At 61.7% G+C, this 18,228-nt stretch carries 16 protein-coding genes; 6 read left to right on the forward strand and 10 right to left on the reverse strand.

All coding sequences use genetic code 11. The annotated features are described in order from the left end of the window. On the reverse strand, window positions 1-291 hold a 291-nt coding region (locus CZ322_RS10185), incomplete at its 3' end, for a glutamate--tRNA ligase family protein (RefSeq protein ID WP_234984415.1). Between the two features lie 3 nt (window positions 292-294). Further along, window positions 295-1,605, reverse strand: coding sequence for a C1 family peptidase (locus CZ322_RS01815; protein WP_087069975.1), 1,311 nt, complete (start codon window positions 1,603-1,605; stop codon window positions 295-297). A 97-nt stretch (window positions 1,606-1,702) separates the two neighbouring features. On the opposite strand from CZ322_RS01815, the gene CZ322_RS01820 reads away from it, so the two are divergent. Next, entirely contained in the window at window positions 1,703-2,563 is an 861-nt protein-coding gene (locus CZ322_RS01820; protein ID WP_200807158.1) for an HNH endonuclease family protein, read from the forward strand. Between the two features lie 56 nt (window positions 2,564-2,619). On the opposite strand, the gene CZ322_RS01825 is transcribed toward CZ322_RS01820, so the two are convergent. From CZ322_RS01825 to CZ322_RS01845, 5 genes are all read right to left on the reverse strand, one after another. After that, window positions 2,620-2,916 carry a HigA family addiction module antitoxin gene (locus CZ322_RS01825; RefSeq protein WP_016441845.1) on the reverse strand — a complete coding sequence of 99 codons (297 nt, stop codon included), beginning with the start codon at window positions 2,914-2,916 and terminating at the stop codon, window positions 2,620-2,622. Window positions 2,917-2,925: 9 nt separating this feature from the next. Next, window positions 2,926-3,228, reverse strand: a complete 303-nt coding sequence (locus tag CZ322_RS01830; protein ID WP_311370872.1) for a type II toxin-antitoxin system RelE/ParE family toxin — start codon at window positions 3,226-3,228, stop codon at window positions 2,926-2,928. Window positions 3,229-3,336: 108 nt separating this feature from the next. Beyond that, window positions 3,337-6,780 carry an ExeM/NucH family extracellular endonuclease gene (locus tag CZ322_RS01835; protein WP_087069976.1) on the reverse strand — a complete coding sequence of 1,148 codons (3,444 nt, stop codon included), beginning with the start codon at window positions 6,778-6,780 and terminating at the stop codon, window positions 3,337-3,339. A 129-nt stretch (window positions 6,781-6,909) separates the two neighbouring features. Further along, window positions 6,910-7,599 carry a response regulator gene (locus CZ322_RS01840; RefSeq protein WP_087069977.1) on the reverse strand — a complete coding sequence of 230 codons (690 nt, stop codon included), beginning with the start codon at window positions 7,597-7,599 and terminating at the stop codon, window positions 6,910-6,912. Between the two features lie 4 nt (window positions 7,600-7,603). Further along, on the reverse strand, window positions 7,604-8,962 hold the full coding sequence (locus tag CZ322_RS01845; RefSeq protein WP_087069978.1) for a sensor histidine kinase: 1,359 nt from the start codon (window positions 8,960-8,962) through the stop codon (window positions 7,604-7,606). A gap of 208 nt (window positions 8,963-9,170) precedes the next feature. Between CZ322_RS01845 and CZ322_RS01850 the strand changes: the two genes are divergently transcribed. From CZ322_RS01850 to CZ322_RS01870, 5 genes are all read left to right on the forward strand, one after another. Then, the gene (locus CZ322_RS01850) at window positions 9,171-9,839 is read left to right on the forward strand and encodes a DUF4352 domain-containing protein (protein ID WP_087069979.1); all 669 of its coding nucleotides are present in this window, start codon (window positions 9,171-9,173) and stop codon (window positions 9,837-9,839) included. 302 nt (window positions 9,840-10,141) lie between these two features. Then, the gene (locus CZ322_RS01855) at window positions 10,142-11,437 is read left to right on the forward strand and encodes an alpha-amylase family glycosyl hydrolase (RefSeq protein WP_087069980.1); all 1,296 of its coding nucleotides are present in this window, start codon (window positions 10,142-10,144) and stop codon (window positions 11,435-11,437) included. Window positions 11,438-11,440: 3 nt separating this feature from the next. Further along, a complete protein-coding gene (locus CZ322_RS01860; RefSeq protein ID WP_087069981.1) occupies window positions 11,441-12,238 on the forward strand; it encodes a YaaA family protein in 798 nt (265 codons plus the stop codon). A gap of 57 nt (window positions 12,239-12,295) precedes the next feature. Then, complete coding sequence (locus tag CZ322_RS01865) at window positions 12,296-13,369, forward strand: methyltransferase domain-containing protein (protein WP_087069982.1); 1,074 nt, start codon at window positions 12,296-12,298, stop codon at window positions 13,367-13,369. Window positions 13,370-13,496: 127 nt separating this feature from the next. Beyond that, a complete protein-coding gene (locus tag CZ322_RS01870) occupies window positions 13,497-13,838 on the forward strand; it encodes a type II toxin-antitoxin system RelB/DinJ family antitoxin (RefSeq protein ID WP_087069983.1) in 342 nt (113 codons plus the stop codon). Between the two features lie 121 nt (window positions 13,839-13,959). Here CZ322_RS01870 and CZ322_RS01875 read toward each other — a convergent pair whose 3' ends face one another. The 3 genes from CZ322_RS01875 to CZ322_RS10355 form a co-directional block, all read right to left on the reverse strand. Next, complete coding sequence (locus CZ322_RS01875) at window positions 13,960-15,162, reverse strand: ATP-binding protein (RefSeq protein WP_087069984.1); 1,203 nt, start codon at window positions 15,160-15,162, stop codon at window positions 13,960-13,962. Between the two features lie 267 nt (window positions 15,163-15,429). Further along, window positions 15,430-17,340, reverse strand: a complete 1,911-nt coding sequence (locus CZ322_RS01880) for an ABC transporter ATP-binding protein (RefSeq protein ID WP_087069985.1) — start codon at window positions 17,338-17,340, stop codon at window positions 15,430-15,432. A gap of 96 nt (window positions 17,341-17,436) precedes the next feature. Continuing rightward, on the reverse strand, window positions 17,437-18,135 hold the full coding sequence (locus tag CZ322_RS10355) for a heat shock protein transcriptional repressor HspR (RefSeq protein ID WP_087069986.1): 699 nt from the start codon (window positions 18,133-18,135) through the stop codon (window positions 17,437-17,439). Window positions 18,136-18,228 lie beyond the last annotated feature (93 nt).

Here is an 18,228-nt window from a genome sequence, read left to right on the forward strand (position 1 = left end):
ATAGCACTCGTAGAGCAGTCCACGTTCCCACAGGGACGCGAAGGCGGCGTCGTACCCCGCGGTGCGTTGGGATTGGATCTGGACCGGGCCGTCCCAGGTGATGCCAAGGGCGCGCAGGTCCGCGAGCTGGCGCTCCTGGAACTGCGGGCGGGACCGTTCGTCCATATCCTCCACGCGCATGAGGAAACCGCGCCCGCTGCGCCGGGCCAGAGCCCAGGCGAGGAGCGCGGTGCGGAGATTCCCGAGGTGCAGGTCTCCGCTCGGCGAGGGTGCGTACCGGCCGTACTCCACGGTTTAGGCCAGCGAACCCATCGGATCCCAGGCGGGCAGCACTTCCGGTTCGGTTTCCAGCGCGGCCAGCAGCTCGGCGGAAAGGCGATCCTTGGTGACCGCAACTTCGAAAACGTGCTGGTCGAACCAGGAATCGTTCATGGTCCAGAAGCCCTTATCGGCGTGCTCATCGCCCCAGGAGTTTTCGATGCGCCAGCGGCGCGGGCTGCCATCTTCACGCAGGTCAACGCCGGTGAACACCATGGCGTGCGTCATCATCGCTTCGCCGTAGTAGAGCTCATCGGCCTTCGAGAGCGCCAGGTCAATCCCGTAGGTGCCTTCGTAATCGTAGAGCTGGCCGTCCCAAATACCGCGTTCGCGATCCGACTGCTTGCCGGTATCGCACCCCATCCACACGGGCTGGCCGTCCTTGAGGGTGGCGATGGTGGCTTCGCGGATGACCTCGATGGGAACATTGAGGTAGGTGACCGGCTTGGCGCCCACCACATTGCCGAGGCGATCCACGGTGTAGAGCTTGCCGTACTCATTACGCGGATCGTTGACGATGCACACGTACTGATCCAGATCCGGCAGGTACTTCTGCGCGAATTCCACCGGGGTCATCTTCCCTTCGCGGTGGAAGTTCCCCTCCTCATCTTCGTACTGCCACACAAAGCTTTCCGGCGGGGTGCCCAGGTGAATCGCGAGCACCCGGTAGACCTGCCCCATGAACTTTTCGCGCACGGCTTCGCGCTGGCCGGCTTCAGCCTCGCGAATATCGTGGGCGGCGCGGCGTAGCAGCATTTCCAGGGTGCGGTTCATGAGCTGGGTATTGGAGGAGGATTCCGTTTCCGGCATCGCGAACTTCGGGCAGGCCCCGTACTTGTCCACCAGGGCCACGAACATATTCCACTGCCCGCCGTCCCCGATGGGATCGGACAGCAGGTAGTGCACGGTGCGGTCATCGACCGGGCGGTCCGCCAGCTCAATCATGGAGGTGAGGAAATAATTGGCTTTCTCCAGCTTGTCGTAGAAATGCTGGAAGGACTGGGAGAACTCGAAGTTCTTCAGGCCGGTGGCGCGATTGACGAGCATCTTCAGCGAGCTGAGCCCGGAGAAAAGCCAGCAGCGCCCGGACTTCTTCTGGTTATTCACCTTCCAGGTGTCCACCTTCACCGACATGGACGGATCAATCGCGTTAATAACATCGCGATCCTGGGCGACCTTCGTGATCGAGGTCTGGGTGACGGCGTTCTGGACGATGCGAGCGGTGCGATCCGCCGCGAAATCCTCCGCAAACTTCTTCACCATATCGGTCTCAAGTGCCTGGGCCATTCATAACTCCTTCATTGTCGTAACTGTGCCAAGGTCCCTCACTATGCTACCTTGCAGGCGCAGGCCCGCCACGGGCATGTGTCCCGAAAGGTTATGTATGCGTTTTTCGATTGGTCGTTTCGGTGCGCCTCATCGTTCCGGTGCATCTGGGAACCGCGGCCGCGCATCCGGTGCTCCCGGTGCTTCCGAGCGCGCATCCGGCGCAGCTTCCCCTTCGCCGCACCGGCGCATGTGGAACGTGATTGCCGCGCTGCTGGTGGTCCTCGCGGTGGCGCTCATCCAGTTGTGGCGCGCTGATTCGGATTCCGCTCCGGCTCCTGGTGGTGCTGGCAGCGCGAGTGGCGCGGCGGGCAGCGCGAGCGATGCGAGCAACGGCGAACTCACCGCGTCCGAGGCACTTTCCGCACTCAAGCTGCTGCCCGGGGGCCGCCCCGATTCCGGGCACGGGTATTCGCGCGCCGAGTTCTGCCTGGGAGATGGCTGGCCCGATACCGACGGAGACGGCTGCACGGTGCGTAACGAAGTGCTGCGCCGCGATCTCGCGGGAGTCACATTTTGGTCGGGGAAGTCCACGCCGCCGGGCTGCGTCGTCGCCACCGGAACCCTCCGCGACCCGTATAGCGGAACGGTGATTTCTTTCGACCGCGCCCGCGCGCCCGAGGCGGTAACGATTGATCATGTTGTCGCGCTTTACGATGCGTGGCGGGCCGGGGCGCAGGATTGGGACGCGGATACGCGCGCGCAATTCGCCACCGACCCACTCAATTTGCTCGCGGTCTCTGGGGCGGCGAATAAGGAGAAGGGGCACGCCACCGCCGCGCAGTGGTTGCCGGATAACCCGGCTTTTGTGTGCGAATACGCCGCGCGGCAGGTGGCGGTCAAGCGTGCGTACGGGCTTCGGGTCGACGACGACGAACGTCACGCCCTGCACGAGGTGCTATCCGATTGCGTCCGGTAAGCCGAGGTTGCGGGTGGGGCTGTGTTCCGAGGCCAGAACCCCGCTACCGTACCCGATTACGCGCTCTGCAAGGGTTGAATATTTTCTAGCTCATCCCCTAGCGCATCTAACTCCTTCTCCAGGTCATAGTGGGTTTGCAGATTGATCCAAAACTGAGCACTGGTCCCAAAGAAACGCCCCAACCGCAACGCGGTATCCGCGGTGATCCGACGCTTCCCATGCACAATTTCATTGATTCGACGCGGAGGAACCTCAATGGCAATCGCAAGTTTGTGCTGCGTAATATCCAACGGTGCCAGGAATTCCTCTTCAAGGATTTCTCCCGGATGAATCGGGGGAATCTTGCTAGTCATGATACCTCCCTAGTGATAATCAACTATTTCAACTTCGCTTGGACCTTGTGGCGTCCAAAGAAAACAGATACGCCATTGATGGTTAATTCTGATGCTGTACTGACCAGCACGATTACCCTTAAGAGCCTCCAAACGGTTACCTGGCGGTACCCGCAGCTCATCGAGTTCCGTTGCCGCGTCGAGCAGCATCAGTTTCATGAGCGCCTTCCGTGCTATTCGAGAGTCGAGTCCCTTAACACGCTCTCGCCAATAGAGACGCTCTGTGTCCCGATCTGCGAACGAAGCAATCACAAAATAAGAATATAACGCCACACGTTATTAACGCAAGGCGTTATATCCTGAGAATTTCTCCCATACAACGCGGGTGGGTGCTGGAACTCGCGGTCCCGGCACCCACCCGTGTTGGTAGCAATATGGAGGTTAGCGGCGCACCGTTGGGGTGTCGGTACCGTTACCGTCCCAGTCTCCGATGAAGAGCTCATCGCTTACCCGCCCGTACGGGAGGGTGTGATCAGCGTTTCCGCTCACCAGGGAGTTATTGACGTGGATGGTATTGCCGCGGCGAATCGAGAGGGTGTCCCGGCCATCGCCGTCGAAATCTCCCGCGAGGGTGGCATCCCCGGCCCGGCCGTAGGAGAAGGAGGTATCTGCCGCGCCGCTGGCCAGGGAATTCTTCACATAGAAGACATTCCCACGCCGCACCGCAAACGTATCAACACCATCACCATCCCAATCACCGACCAGGACCTCATCACCGGCCCGGCCATAAGAAAACACGCTATCCGCTTCGCCACTGGCCAGGGAATTCTTCACGTAAAAGACATTCCCACGCCGCACCGCAAACGTATCAACACCATCACCATCCCAATCACCGACCAGGACCTCATCACCGGCCCGGCCGTAGGAAAACACGCTATCCGCTTCGCCACTGGCCAGGGAATTCTTCACGTAAAAGACATTCCCACGCCGCACCGCAAACGTATCAACACCATCACCATCCCAATCACCGACCAGGACCTCATCGCCGGCCCGGCCGTAGCTGAAGACGAGGTCGGCCACGGTGGCTTGCCAGGTATTGGATAGGTAGAACATATTGCCAGTTGTCGGTGCGGGCGCAGGTACCGTCGGTTCCGGCGCGGGCGTGGTTGGTTCAGGCGCCGTCGGTTCCGGCGCGGGCTTCGTGGGTTCCGGCTGAGTAGGCTCCGGCTGCGTCGGTTCCGGTGCAGGCTGAGTAGGTTCAGGCGCGGTCGGTTCCGGCGAAGTGGGAGTCGGCTCCGGCGCAGGAGCCGGATCTTCCTTCTCCGGAATCACCTTGAGCCCGACCTTGAAGGGGTCGTGGTCCGAGGAGCGGAAAGCGCTCTCATCCCACAGATTCTTGATGTTGTAGTTGTAACGGGAGTACTCCAGGGCCACCGACTCGGGGGAATTGATATTCCACACCTGCCCGCCGGTGGCGAGCTTCGCGGCGGCGGGATTGGCCAGCACGTGATCGAGCGAGCCCACCAACCCGGAGAATTGGTAGGTGTAGGAATCCGGCTGGAAATGCCCGTGCAGATTGGTGTAGCCGGCCTTCTCAAAGACCCGGATCGGGTCCTCCTTCGAATAGGAGTTGAGATCCCCCACCACAAACACCGGCTTATCGGCAAACTCCGCAGCGATCCAATCGCGCAGCGTCTCGGCCTGCTTGGTGCGCAGGAGGTTGTTATTGCCCTGGTACACATCCTCGTCATTCGCGATCTTCTTGGATAGCGAACCTTTGGACTTGAAGTGATTGGTAATCACCACGAACTCCGGGCCCACGCCTTCGCCATCCACAATCGCCTGGAAGCTTTGCGCCAGCGGCTGGCGCGCGGTCCCGGTATACCACTCGCTATTGAGAATCTGCGAGGGACCCACCGCCCGCACCTTATCTTTCTGGTAGATAAAGGCAAGGCGAATATAGTCCTCGTTCTCCCCCACTTTCGCCGGGGAAGGCACATAAGCCCAGCGCTCGGCCTGCGCGTCCGCATTGAGGGCCGCCACCAGGGCCCGCACCGCAGTATCGCGATCCCCGCCGGAGACCCGGGCGGTATTCTCAATTTCTTGCAACCCCAGCACGGTGGCATCTAGCTCGTTAATGGCCCGCACAATCTTGCTTTGCTGGCGCGCGAAAGACTCCGGGGTATAGGCCCCGCGCACCTTGCACCGATTCGCCGCGATGGGATTACCTTCGCGGTCGGTATAGGCCCGGCAGCCCTTCTCATTTTCGCCGAGGCTGGTGAAGTAGTTGAGCACGTTGAAGGAGGCGAGAGAAATATCCCCGCCCAAATTCCCGGGGGCCGCCGCGCGGGTGTTCTCAAAAGTGACCACCTCGGTGGAGCGATCCGTGCCATCTTCCAGCGTCACCGGGAAGCGCGGTTGCAGCTTCCAGGAATTATTGCGGAAGTCCATAATGAGCCCGCCCTGGAGAGTCGCAGCGGCGCCCACTCGCACCGGCGCGGCCTGCGCAGCATCGCCGGCCGCATTATCCGCGAACAGATAGGGCACCGGCACATTCGTTTGGGCATTGCGCCCAAAGTAGGCCCGCGAGCGCCCATCATCCACAACCAGCACATTCGCCGCGTTATAGGCATCCAGGGCCTGTATCTGCTCGGGGTTCTCGCTCGGGTTGAAGCGTTCGCTGGGCTGCCACAGCGGCTGGGTGCCGCAGGCCAGGCCCACCTCACCGTACTGGTTGGTGGCATAGTTATTAGTCACCGTGAGCGGCCCGGTCACGCGCACGAGCATGCCCTCCACCGCTTCGCGCTGCGCCGCCGTGGCATTGCAGGCAATCTCAACCGGCTCAATCGCCGCCGGCTTTTCCTCCAGCGCGGTAATAGCAGCAGCATTAATTTCGGTCAGCCCGTAAAATTCGGTGACCGTGCCGCGCACCTCCACATAGGCGCCGGCCTCCAGCTGGGCGGCCGCTGCCCCGTACACGAAAATACCGTGGGATGCATCAGCATGTTCCACCCCGGGCGTTTGGATATAGGCCCCGTTGAGTCCGCCTTCCGGGTAGGCCGCGGTCACGACGCCGCGCGTGGTCACCTCCTGCCCGGCGAGCGGACTTGCCTGCCCGCTTCCCTGAATTTGCGCGATAGTGACGAGCGCGGCCGGATCGCTTGTGCTTCCCGTGCCCGGCTCCGTTGTTGGCTCGGTGCCGGGGCCGGTGCTTGGCCCGGGTTGCGGCTGGGTGCCGGGATCCGGTTGGCCCGGGGTTGCGTCGTCGTTCGCACGTCCCGGCGTAGCCGGAACAACACTAAAATCGGCCGCATTATTATTCGTATCCGCGCCGTTGGGGATGCGGGAGGCGGAATTCGCGGCCATCTGGGAATTGGAGCCGACGCGCGCCGCCTCACCTTCCGCCACGCTCGCGTTCCCGTATCCGACCAGGTCAATAGCGGTGGCGGGATCGGCTAGGGCCGCGTCAATACGCGACGACGGCGCCAGCACCACAATCCCGCCCTTGGCTCCGAGGTTGATCGGGGAGGTGGCCGCCTCCGGGAGCTGAACACCGTTGGACCCGTTCGATCCGGCGCTGACCACCAGATAAGCCCCGGCGTCCAGGCTGCCACTCAGGGCCACCTTGGAAGAAATGTTCTTCCCGTGGCTTGCCGAATAGCCCAACGTCAGATCGCTCAGGTCAATCGCCGCCGAGCTCGGGTTATACAGCTCAACGTATTTATGAGTGTAGGTGGATCCGGAGGACCCGCCCCGGGTGTAAATCTCATTAATGACAATTCCGGAACCGTCCGGCGCGGCGAACGCCGGGAGGAGGGAGACGCCGGGAACCATCAAAGCCGTGGCTGATAGTACCGCAACGCCCGCGAGGGCACGTTTTTTCACGTTGCGACCTTTCTGTGTGGTCCGCGCGTGGCGGGCGCGGAAAGTGCTTCACGCCTCCTCCACGTTAGCCCGGCCGCATCGCCAACTCTTAAACACCAGGTAAACGGGCGGTGACCAGGGCTCGCGGCGCTACACAGGCTCGTCGTCGAGCAACCCGGCGCGCGTCATATCCACCGCGACCCCGATACGCCCTTCCACCCCCATTTTCGCCACGATGGCGGAGAGGTGCGTTTTCACCGTGGATTCGGACAGGTGCAATTTCTCGCCAATATCGCGATTCGAGAGCCCCCGGGAAACCTGCCGGGCCACCTCGAGTTCGCGGGCGGTGAGCCGCGCGATTTTTTCCTGGGCGCGCCGGCGCGCGCTCACGGTGCGGGTCGCCGCCAAATATTCGTACACCTGCTTGGCCGCGCGCGGGGAGAGAGCGCCATCCCCGGCCGCCACATTGCGGATCGCCTGGAGGAGAACCTGGGGATCTTCCGATTTGAGAATAAACCCGGAGGCGCCGGCTTCCGCGGCGCGCACCGCTTCATCATCGGCATCCAGAGTGGTCACCACAATCACCTGGGGTGGATGCGGGAAACTCCGCAGTTGGCGCGTGGCCTCGATGCCGTCCATACCCCCGGGCATCGCCACGTCCATGAGCACGACGTCGACCTTCACCGCGGTGAGAGTTTCCAAAGCTTCGCGGGCCGTGCCCGCCTGCGCCACCACCTCACTATCGCGCTCCGGACTCAGGTTAATAATCTGTACCAGGAGACGGCGAACCATCGGGTCGTCATCAACGACCATAACGCGAATGGGTGAGGAAATCGGCACCGCGCTATTTTACCATTCCAGGATTGCCACCCCGGGCACTCCCGTCCCAGGGAAGGTGCACATCAACTGCGAAAACGCCGCCCGCGGTAGTGAAGCTGGCTCGCCCGCCCAGGGCCTGGGCTCGGGCCTGCACCCCGCGCAATCCCGAACCCGCCCCGTGCTCGCTTTCGCGTTGCTCCCCATCATGCGGAGCGGGCATAGCGTTGCGCACCGCAATATCGAGGCCCTGATCCGGCCCACCGCTCACCCGCACCCGGGTGGTTTCTTCCGGGGCGTATTTCACCGCGTTGGTGAGCAGTTCCTGGACGATACGGTAGCAGGCCGTGGTAAGCGCGGCCGGGGCACGTTCGGCATCCGTAATAAAAACATTGGCGACGACGGGATGCCCGGCCGCCAGCACCTTATCAATATGATCCGCTAATTCAGTGAGGGAACGCGGCGGGCGGTAGGCCGAGGAACTCGGATCACGCATGACCCGCACCAGGGAACGCAAATCATCGGTAGCCTGGCGGGAAGATTCCCGCAGCGACCGCGCCGCTTCCTCTAAGTCCGCATCCCCGCGCGCCAGCAATTCCAAGGAGCCGGCCTGCAGGCTCATAATGGCCAGCTGAGAGCCGATGGAATCATGAATTTCCCGAGCCAGGGCATCGCGTTCTTCTTTGCGGGTGAGCTGGGTTTCCAGCTCTTCGGAAGTGGCGGCGGAGGCTTGGAGTTCCTCGCTGGTGGCATCCAGGCGATGGTGGGTTTCCTGGAGTTCCGCGGTGGCGCTGCGCCACAGCCCCCAACCGATAGGGAGGAGCACCGCCACCGCGTAGAGCACCAGGAGCGGCACAATATTATTCGGGAAATCCTCCAGCGGATTCTGGTGGTTGAGGAAACCCATCACCCAGGAGGAGTTGTAATCTTTCCCGGTCAGTTCGCGGGCGAATTGCCAGGCGGTAATGAGGGCATACATGAGGCACACGCCCAAGGCGCGGCGTCGTCGCCCCCATGCACGCGCCCCCGCAAGATAGCGCGGCAGCAAAAACCCGACCACCGGTCCGATCGCACCCAAAGTAGAACACACGGCCGCAACCGCGAGCGCGCGGCGCGGGTAGCGTTCCCGGCGCGCCACCCACACGCCCGCCATAATGCAGCAGCACATCGATACGAAGATCCCGACTTCGTCGAGGGTGCCGAGCCAGCCAGGCAGCGCGCGGATTTTCGCGCGTTCAATCTGGTAGCCGACCCCCACGACCATGACGATATATATGGCGGCAGTTTTGAGATAGAAGGGGAGGGCGGCGAGCCCGCGCCGGCGCGCCGGACTCTGCCCCGCACGCGCCGCCGCACCGCTGCGTTTCTTCGGCGCGTAATCTGTCATGCCTGTGATTGTACGGCGCGCCCGCGCGCTTCAGAACCGCCGTTCGGCCCGCGAATGCCACCCGAAGGGATGAGGCGGGGCTGCCCAGGTGGAGGATGTGCGCGCCGCGCCGCGCTTCTACCCTGGAGGCGATACGTGAGCGACTCCGGCCGCGGCCTCCTGCCTGGCCGGGGCGGCGCCCACCGCTGTAGATAAGAAAGGTTCTCGCATGTCAGCATCCACGCCGCCGGTGTACGGCGCAGTACCCGCTCCGGAACAGAAAAAGAATTGGTTTGCGCGCCATAAGCTCCTCACCGCGCTGCTCGTTATTGTGGTGCTCGCGATTGTGGGCACCGCGCTGTCCAAGCAATCCGATGGCAAACCCGCCGCCACGTCCAGCTCCCAGGCCGCCGATAGCGCCGCATCCGGGAACGCCGCGGAGGGCGCGGATAAGAAGGCCGAGGCTGAGGGCGATAAAGGCGATAAGAAAGATAAGAACGACGACGCAACCGTGGGCATCGGCACCCCGGTCGTTCTCGGTGATTTTGAAGTGACCGTGACCAATGTGGAGAAGGGCGTGAGCCATATCGGCAATGATGTGCTGGGCAAGGATGCCACCGGCCAGTACGTCATTGTGGATGTGACCGTGAAGAATACCGGGAAGGAAGCGGCTGGCTTCGCCGAATCGGAGCAGAAGCTCGTGGATACCGAGGGGCGCCAGCATTCGGTTTCCGGGGATTCCCTGTACTTGGGCGATGCGTCGATGATCTACGAGAAGGTCAATCCGGGCAATACCGTGACGGGCAAGCTGCTCTACGATGTGCCGGCCGATGCAGTTCCAGCCAAGCTGGAACTGGAGACCGGGTGGATTCATAACGCCACTGTTAACTTGCAGTAAACGCCGCTTATTTCGCTTGGCGGTTTTCGCGCGGCGTGTTTTCTGCGCCTGGCGTTTGGTTTCGCTAGTTTCGCTGGGCGCTGTGTTACGCGGCGTTTCTCTTCGCGGCCCTTCGCTCTAGAATCGAGAGCGAGGGGCCGCGGCGCATTCACCCAGCTGAGCGCGCTCCGCGGCGGCGCTCGTAGCGGCGATCCACCCGGTATCGCACCTACCGCGGCGGCGATCGTAGCGGCACACAAGCGATCAAACGAATAAGCGAATAAGCAACCAAGCGCTCAAGCGAAGAAAGGCAGCTCGTAGCTATGTCACAGCTCGACACCATCTGGTGGCAAGTTTTTGCCCTGGGAGCCTGCGGGGCGCCCATTCGCGAGGGGCATAGCCCCCTGACCGCAACCGGGGAACTTCCCGATGCCGCCCCCGGTGAACACCGCTTACGAGCTTTGGATCCGTGGCTGGATTATCTTATTGAGCTCGGTGCCAATGGCCTGCTCCTCACCCCGATTTTCGCTTCGGTTTCCCACGGCTATGACACCCTCGATCATTTCCGCCTCGATCCGCGCCTGGGCGATAACGCGGATATTACCCACCTTATTGAGGAAGCGCACCGCCGCGGCATCCGGGTGCTTTTCGACGGCGTCTTCAACCATATTTCCCGCTCCCACCCGCAGCTCGAAGAGCTGGGCCTACGCACCGAGAGCGGTGATTTCCACACCTGGGAAGGGCACGGGGATCTCATTACCCTCGACCATTCTTCGCCGCGGGTGCGTGAGCTGGTCCGCGAGGTCATGGAATTCTGGCTGGAGCGCGGTATCGATGGCTGGCGCCTGGACGTGGCCTACGCGGTCCCGACCGATTTTTGGGCGGAAGTGCTCGGGAAAGTCCGCGAGCGCTTCCCCGAGGCGCTGTTCCTGGGCGAAGTTATCCACGGCGATTACCCCGATTTCGTGGCGCGCTCCAGCGTGGATACCCTCACCCAATACGAGCTCTGGGCCTCGATCCGCCAGTCGATTGCCGCGCGTAATTTCTGGGAGCTGGACTGGAATCTGGGGCGGCACGCGCAATTCTGCGAGCATTTCATTCCCAATACGTTTATCGGCAATCACGATGTGGAACGCATCGCCACGGCGGTGGGCCCGGCCGGCGCGGTGCTGGCCGCCGCGGTACTCTTCACGGTTCCCGGGATGCCTTCGATTTATTACGGAGACGAACAGGGCTTCACGGGAACCAAACTCGAAGGCTTTTCCGCCGACGACCAACTACGCCCGCCCCTGCCCGAACGCCCCGAACAGCTCTCCGACCTGGGCGCCGGGATGTACCGCGCCTACCGCGCCCTCATCGCGCTGCGCCGCACCCACCCGTGGCTCACCCGCGCCCGCCTCGAGGTGACCGGCAAGGATAATACCTGGATCGAGTACCGCGTGTGGGAGCGTCAGCACGACGACGCAGCTCCGGCCAGTGCGGACTCTGGCCAGCCCGCTGAGCTGCGGGTGCGCCTCGAACTCGAGCCACACCCGAGCGCTCGTGTCATAGGCGTTGATCCTGCCAGAAGCGACGTTGAACTCTTCTCCTGGCACGCGGGCGCAGAAAGTGGGGAGTAAACAGTGCTTATCCTCCTACCTCCTTCGGAAGGGAAAACCGCACCGACCAGCGGCCCCACCCTTGACCTGAGCGCCCTGAGCGTCCCGGAATTCACGGCCTTGCGCACCGAGCTGGTGGCGGAGCTGGAAGAAGTATCCAGGCGCCCGGATGCCCTCGATATTCTCGGGGTGGGTCCGAGTATTGCTGATGAGGTCGCCACGCAGATCACGCTGCGCGAGCAGCCCTGCGCCCCGGCCTGGCAGGTGTATACCGGGGTGCTCTACCAGGCCCTCGATATGGGGAGCTTCTCGGCCGCTCAGCTCACCCGCGCCGGGGAGCACACCCTGATTTTCTCGGGGCTCTTCGGGGCTACCTCGCCCCTTGACCCCATCCCTTCCTACCGATTGGGAATGAACGTGGAGCTGGGCGGCGCGAAAATCTCGGCACGCTGGGCACCCCTGTGGCCGGTTCTCAACAGCCGGGCCTCCGGATTGGTCATTGACGCGAGGTCCGGTGCCTATGCGGGATGGAAGGTGCCGGCTAGCTGCGACGTCGTAAAAATAACCGCGACTCGCATCACGGGCGCAACGTCCCGCACGATCTCGCACGCCGCGAAATATTTCCGCGGGCGGGTGGCGCGCCTGGCGCTCCTGGCCGATACTCTGCCGCGCGAAGCCGAAGAATTGGCGGAATTGTGCCAGCAATTAGTGGGCGAGGAAACCGCGGCCGGGGCGATCACCGGGGTGGAATTGGGGCCGGCGCGGCGCGGGGTGCGCGAGCTCGCGGTGGTGGAGACCGTGGATGCGGGGCGCGCCCACTAAGCTGGGACCGTGCGTTGTTCGTATTTTGAGGCGGGGACCTGCCGTTCGTGTACTCGGATGGGTGAGGCCTACCCCGCTCAGGTGGCGGACAAGGAGGAACGCCTGGCCGAATTGCTGGCGCCTTTCGCGCCGGAGTGGTTGCCGCCAGCACTCTCCCCGGAATCGCATTTTCGTAATAAAGCGAAGCTCGCCGTGGGCGGAAGCACGCAGGCGCCGACGCTGGGAATTTTGGATCGGGATATGCGCGGGGTGGACCTGCGCGAATGCGGACTTTACGAGGAGCCCATTACCGCGGCGCTCCCGGCGCTGACCGAGTTCATCGGGCGGGCGCGGCTCACGCCTTTCGACGTGCCGAGCGGGCGCGGGGAACTCAAAAATATTCTCCTCACCGCGGCGCCGAGCGGTGAGCTGCTACTACGTTTTGTGCTGCGCTCGACCGAGTCGGTGGTGCGGATTCGCAAGCATCTACCCTGGTTGCGCGCGCAGCTCCCGAACGCTCGGGTTATTTCCGTTAATTTGCTGCCGCAGCGTGCCGCCCTCGTGGAGGGTGAGGAGGAGATTGTGCTGACCGGGGAGGATACGCTGCCGTTCCCGCTCGGCGCGGTGACGCTTTATCTCACCCCGCGTTCCTTCTTCCAGACGAATACCACGATTGCCCGGGCGATGTACGCACAGGCGCGCGAATGGGCCGCGGGTTTAGATGGGGTGCGCACAGTCTGGGATTTGTATTGCGGGGTGGGTGGTTTCGCGCTGCACGTGGCCGGCCCGGGGCGGCGCGTAACCGGCGTGGAGATTTCCGAGGCCGCGGTGGATTCCGCGCGCCGCGCCGCCGCGAAGGCCGGCAGTTCCGCGCAGTTTTTTGCCGGCGACGCCGCACGTGCCGCCGGCAAGCTCGGCGGCACGCCCGATCTGCTCATCGTCAATCCACCGCGGCGTGGCCTGACAGATCTCACCGAGTGGATTGCAGCCAATCCCCCGCGCTGGCTCATCTATTCATCGTGCAATCCCACCACGCTGGCCAAGGACTTGCAGCTGCTGGATGGCTTTACCGTGCACGAAGCACGCCTCATGGATATGTTCCCGCAGACCGGGCATATGGAGTGCATGGTGCTGGCGGAGCGGGTGAATTAGGCGGGCGGCAGCGAAGTTTCGGAGCGGTATGCCGCCATATTTATCCCGGGCGTTTCGCGAAGGATAAGTGCTTGCGCCTGCCACTACATTGGCGCAGACTGTTCAACAGGCGATAAGGAGGTCACCCATGGCAAAGACAGCGAATGTATACGTCCGCATTGATCCGGAACTCAAGGAACGGGCAGAACACATTTTGAGCTTATTGGGTATCTCCCCGTCAACTCTTATTACCCTGCTTTATAAGCAAGTGATCCTGCACCGCGGCATCCCCTTTGAAGTGAAGCTCCCGTATGCCAGGCCGGTTGATATTAGCTCGCTGACCAAAGAGGAGTTAATTGCCGAATTGGACAAAGGCCTCCGGTCCATCGAATCTGGCGCCACCCGACCCGCAGACGAAGTATTTAAATCACTGAGTTTAGAGTTCGGCGAATGGGATTCCGCGATAGGTACCGAAACCCAGCCACTTTGATTCATTTAGAGCTCTTGTGGCTCTGAGCTGATGGTTGCAGCTCGCGTATGTGGAGCATCCTCGACATTTAGGGCTTCAAAAAGCTCCTTGACGGAGCACAACAAGGATCGCACTACGGGAGTTAAGCAGCCGGCGCAGGTTGCGGATAGGTAGCGAGCAAGTGCGCCGCCGACTGGGCTGCAAAGTTTTTCCCTTGGTACGATTCTTCACCCTGGTATATAACCGCGCGATTTTCGGCCGGGATTCCCAGGAGTTCACCGATCTGGGAAAGCTGGTGGCCGAATTTATCGCGCATCGTAATCGAGGATTTAATCTCGAAAATGCGCGGGTGACTACGCACAGTGCAATCAAGGAGATCAACCTCGCGCTTGGAGTCATCACGATAAAAATAGAGCTCCGGCTCCGTTCCCATATGGAGATATTGTTTCCGCATCTCCGCGATCACGAAATTCTCGAATACCGCCCCTCGTTTCGGATGGGTCAGAAGTTCAGCAGCACTTCGGATTCCCAAAAGATGACACAGCAAACCCGTATCGTAAAAGAACAGCTTCGGAGTCTTCGTCACTCGTTTCACACCGCTGGACATATACGGCTGCAGCGTAAACGTGATGTAGGAGAAATTGAGAATCGACGCCCACTCTTTAACGGTCCGATAGGTGGAGCTGATATCGCGCGCCAAGCCGCTGTAGTTAATGAGGCTTCCGCTCGACTCTGCGCACAACCTCAGGAAAGCACGGAACACGTCAATATTTCGGACACCGAGATAATCCGCGACATCTCTTTCAAGGTAAGTCCGCACGTAATTAGGCATAAAAACGTGGGCCGGGATACCTGCGTCGTAAATACGCGGATAACCTCCGGCAACTTGCGCTTCGCTGAGTGTGGGCACAGGATCAAGTGCTTGAAGTTCCTGCCAGCTCAAGGGCAGCAGCTGAAGCATTCCAACTCTGCCGGCCAAGGATTGGCGAATGCTCCGCAGCAGCGAAAAGTTTTGCGAACCGGTCAAAATGTACTGGCCCGCCTCACCACGCTCATCTGATCGCACCTGAATGGTAGAAAAAAGATCCGGAGCGTATTGCGCCTCATCAACGATAAGCGGCGCGGGGTGCGCGGCAAGAAAACCAACTGGATCCTGGGTAGCTGCCGCACGGAGATTCGGATTTTCGAGGTTGACGTATTCATACGTGGGAAAAGCCGTCCGAACCAGGGTTGATTTCCCGCTTTGGCGCGGGCCGGTAACGAAAACTACCGGAAACCATTGCGCTAATTGTGCGATATAACCACTCGCACTGCGAGGAATCACCGTGCCACCCTCTCCCCTCATTGCGATAGCAGAGCCACCGCATGTATGCACCAGAACTCACCAAATCATTGCAGTAGATCCTACCAAATCATTGCAGTAGAACCCACCAAATCATTGCAGTAGAACCCACCAAATCATTGCAGTAGAACCCACCAAATCATTGCAGTAGAACCCACCAAATCATTGCAGTAGGAACTGACGGATCGGCACAATAGCAACGAAAAACCCCGCTCGCACCGCTATCGTAGACCGGCACAGTCGCACATGGCTCGCTCGCGGCTTACACACTCACCGCAAGCCGTAGCGTTTGAGGTGGCGTTGAGCGCGCGCGGAGTTGTCATTCTGCAAGGCGAGCAGCTCGGCGTAGATACCTCCGGACTCGGCAAGCTCTGCCGGGCTACCCACCTCATCAATACGCCCGGCGCGCAGAGTAATAATGCGGTCCACGCTGGCAATAGTCGAGAGCCGGTGCGCAATAATAATCGAGGTGCGGTCTTTCATAAGTTCTTCCAGACCGGCCTGCACCCACCGCTCGGAGCGGGTATCCAGCGCGGAGGTTGCTTCGTCCAGCACCAAAACCGGGGCAGCTTTGAGCATGGCGCGAGCCACGGCGATGCGCTGGCGTTGCCCACCGGAAAGCTTGAGCCCGCGCTCCCCGATGACGGTGTCATACCCCTGGGCAAAACGCCGGATAAAACGATCCGCGTGTGCGCGGGTCGCGGCATCGAGGATTTCGTCCTCAGTAGCATCCGGGCGCCCGTAAGCAATATTTTCCCGAATTGTTCCCGAGAAAAGCGCTGGGTCCTGGAAAACTACCCCGATGGCGGCCCGAACCTGCCCGAGTGGCAGACCCGCGATATCGCTGCCGAAGAGCTCAATATGCCCGGCCCGCGGTTCGTATAGCCCCAGGAGAAGCGAGGTCAGGGTGGTTTTCCCACCCCCGGATTCTGAAACGAAAGCGACCCGCTCCCCCGGCTCGATAGCGAAACTAACATCGCGTAAAACATCCGGATCGGTGCCGTATCCAAAAGTTACGTTCTCGAAGCGAATCGCCGGTACATCAGGCTCAATTTCCACCACGTTCTGGTGGAGCGCGCGGGCCGTAAGTGGGCGGGCCGGTGCGGCGTCGTCGTTAGGAGTAAGGACGGCGCCGTTAGGAGTAACGGCAGTGCTGCTGGAAAGAGTCGCGCTGCCGGTCAATACGGGGCGTTGGCCGCGTTCGGTTTCGGTGAGTTCCATGACCTCGAAGTAATCGCGCGAGCCGGCGATGGCGTGCTGGGTGGTGTCCACGATCCAGCTCATGGACATGACCGGGCGGCGTGCCATCCCCACGAGCTGCACCAGGATAACCATGTCGCCCACGGAGAATTGGCCGCGTGCGGTGCGCAGGAAAATAATGGCGTAAATCGCGAAGAAAATAACGGCCATAACCATGCGGCGCAGGAAGTCCATGGTGTGCCAGTGACGGGATTGATTGGCGGTGAGGCGCTCGGCGTGTTCGTAGTGACGGGCGAAATGCGCGAGTTCGCCGCGTTCGCGGGTGAAGGATTTGACCACGCGGATCTGGCCGATTACTTCGTTGAAGCGCCCGCCGGCCACGTCGATGTCTTCGTTTTTCTGTGCTTCCAGGCCCTGCCAGCGCCGCGAGGTGAGGGCGGTCAGCCACATGTAAATCGGGAAAATAATAAGCAGGAGGAGGCAGAGCAGCGGGGAATAAATGAAGGAAATAATCAGTACGGCGATCACCGTGAGCAGCGTGGTGAAGAAGGAGTTTGCGAAGTTCTTGACGAAATTCGTGACCTCCATAATGGAGCGGTTGAGGCGCGAGGTGATGGTGCCGGTGAGTTCGCGGTCGAAATAATCTTGCGGGAGGGTGAGGAGTTTATCGAAGTAGCGCACGGAGAGGATGGAGCGCATTTTTTGGCTCATGAGGTCGCCGGCATAGCCACCCAGCGAGTCGATGGTGGTGGAGAAAAAATCGATGGCGAGGAAGGCGCCGGCCAGCAGGATAACCCGCCGCACCGCCACATCAACGTCAAGACTGCCGCTCACGGCAGCAACCGCGGTATCGGTGGCGGCGCCGAGCACGAAGGGAACAATGATGGTTCCGGCGGTCACGAGGATGGAGGCGAGGGCCACCGCCACGTAGTAGCGGGACAGCGCGGAGGTGAAACGAAAAATTCTTAGCAGTGCGTGCACATAGTGACCCTAGCAGTACTGCGCGCTGTTCCCGGGGCGTTCGCGTGCCGCGCCGCGCTGGAAGTCACGGTCGCGTTCCTGGATGCGGTCGCGTTCCTAGGCGCGGTCACGTGCGTGGCTGCGGTCGCGGCTGCGTTCGTGGCTGTGGTCGCGGCTGGGGACGCGCCCGTGTTCACGGTCGCGTTCGCGGTTGCGATCCCAATCCATCTGCACCGCGAGCGCGGAGAGGAGTAGATCCAGGGTGTGGGGTTGGTAGCGGGTCAGTTCGGAGCCGGGGTGGCGCGCGGCACCGGCTGCGGAACTTGCCGCCGAACTTCCGGCGGCCCCCGCGCGGGAAGGCCCGGCGCCTTCTTGTGCGCGTAGCTGTGCGAGGCGCTGCGCGGCCTGGTGGCGCAGGTACTCGCGTAGGTCTTTATGACCACGAGTAAGAACGACGTCGCCATCCGCTCCGGCAGCGAAAATCCGGCGAGCATGGGCGCGCCGTTCGTTGGCGCGTTCCCGCTCTGCCGCGAGTTCTTGTTCCGCGTGCTGGAGGGAGCGGGTGAGCTGGTCAATGCGCTCTTGCATCTGGAGGATGCGGGCAATGCCGGCCAGGTTGATGCCATCCTCCTGGGACATGCGTTGAATTTCTTGGAGGCGTTCCACATCCTCCAGGGAGTAGCGCCGCCCGCCTCCGCGGGTGCGCCGGGCGGACACCAGCCCCAGGCGGTCATATTGGCGCAGCGTCTGGGCGTGCATGCCCGCGAGTTCGGCCGCTACTGACACCGTGAGTAACGGTGCGCGTCGATTCGCCATACCTCCTCAACCTCCTTTGTTGGGGTTCCGGGCCCGGCCCCGCGTGGGGCCGGGCTAGCCGGGTTTTTCGTTCCTCGTGTCGCTTCGTTAGAG

The sequence above is a fragment of the Actinotignum timonense genome, assembly GCF_900155575.1.
Lineage (GTDB): Bacteria > Actinomycetota > Actinomycetes > Actinomycetales > Actinomycetaceae > Actinotignum > Actinotignum timonense.

Bases quoted from the DNA above. Each gene is read 5' to 3' on its own strand.
- CZ322_RS01815 (WP_087069975.1), bottom strand. From the start codon at position 1,605: ATGGCCCAGGCACTTGAGACCGATATGGTGAAGAAGTTTGCGGAGGAT.
- CZ322_RS01820 (WP_200807158.1), top strand. From the start codon at position 1,703: ATGCGTTTTTCGATTGGTCGTTTCGGTGCGCCTCATCGTTCCGGTGCA.
- CZ322_RS01825 (WP_016441845.1), bottom strand. From the start codon at position 2,916: ATGACTAGCAAGATTCCCCCGATTCATCCGGGAGAAATCCTTGAAGAG.
- CZ322_RS01845 (WP_087069978.1), bottom strand. From the start codon at position 8,962: ATGACAGATTACGCGCCGAAGAAACGCAGCGGTGCGGCGGCGCGTGCG.
- CZ322_RS01850 (WP_087069979.1), top strand. From the start codon at position 9,171: ATGTCAGCATCCACGCCGCCGGTGTACGGCGCAGTACCCGCTCCGGAA.
- CZ322_RS01855 (WP_087069980.1), top strand. From the start codon at position 10,142: ATGTCACAGCTCGACACCATCTGGTGGCAAGTTTTTGCCCTGGGAGCC.
- CZ322_RS01865 (WP_087069982.1), top strand. From the start codon at position 12,296: ATGGGTGAGGCCTACCCCGCTCAGGTGGCGGACAAGGAGGAACGCCTG.
- CZ322_RS01870 (WP_087069983.1), top strand. From the start codon at position 13,497: ATGGCAAAGACAGCGAATGTATACGTCCGCATTGATCCGGAACTCAAG.
- CZ322_RS01875 (WP_087069984.1), bottom strand. From the start codon at position 15,162: ATGAGGGGAGAGGGTGGCACGGTGATTCCTCGCAGTGCGAGTGGTTAT.
- CZ322_RS10355 (WP_087069986.1), bottom strand. From the start codon at position 18,135: ATGGCGAATCGACGCGCACCGTTACTCACGGTGTCAGTAGCGGCCGAA.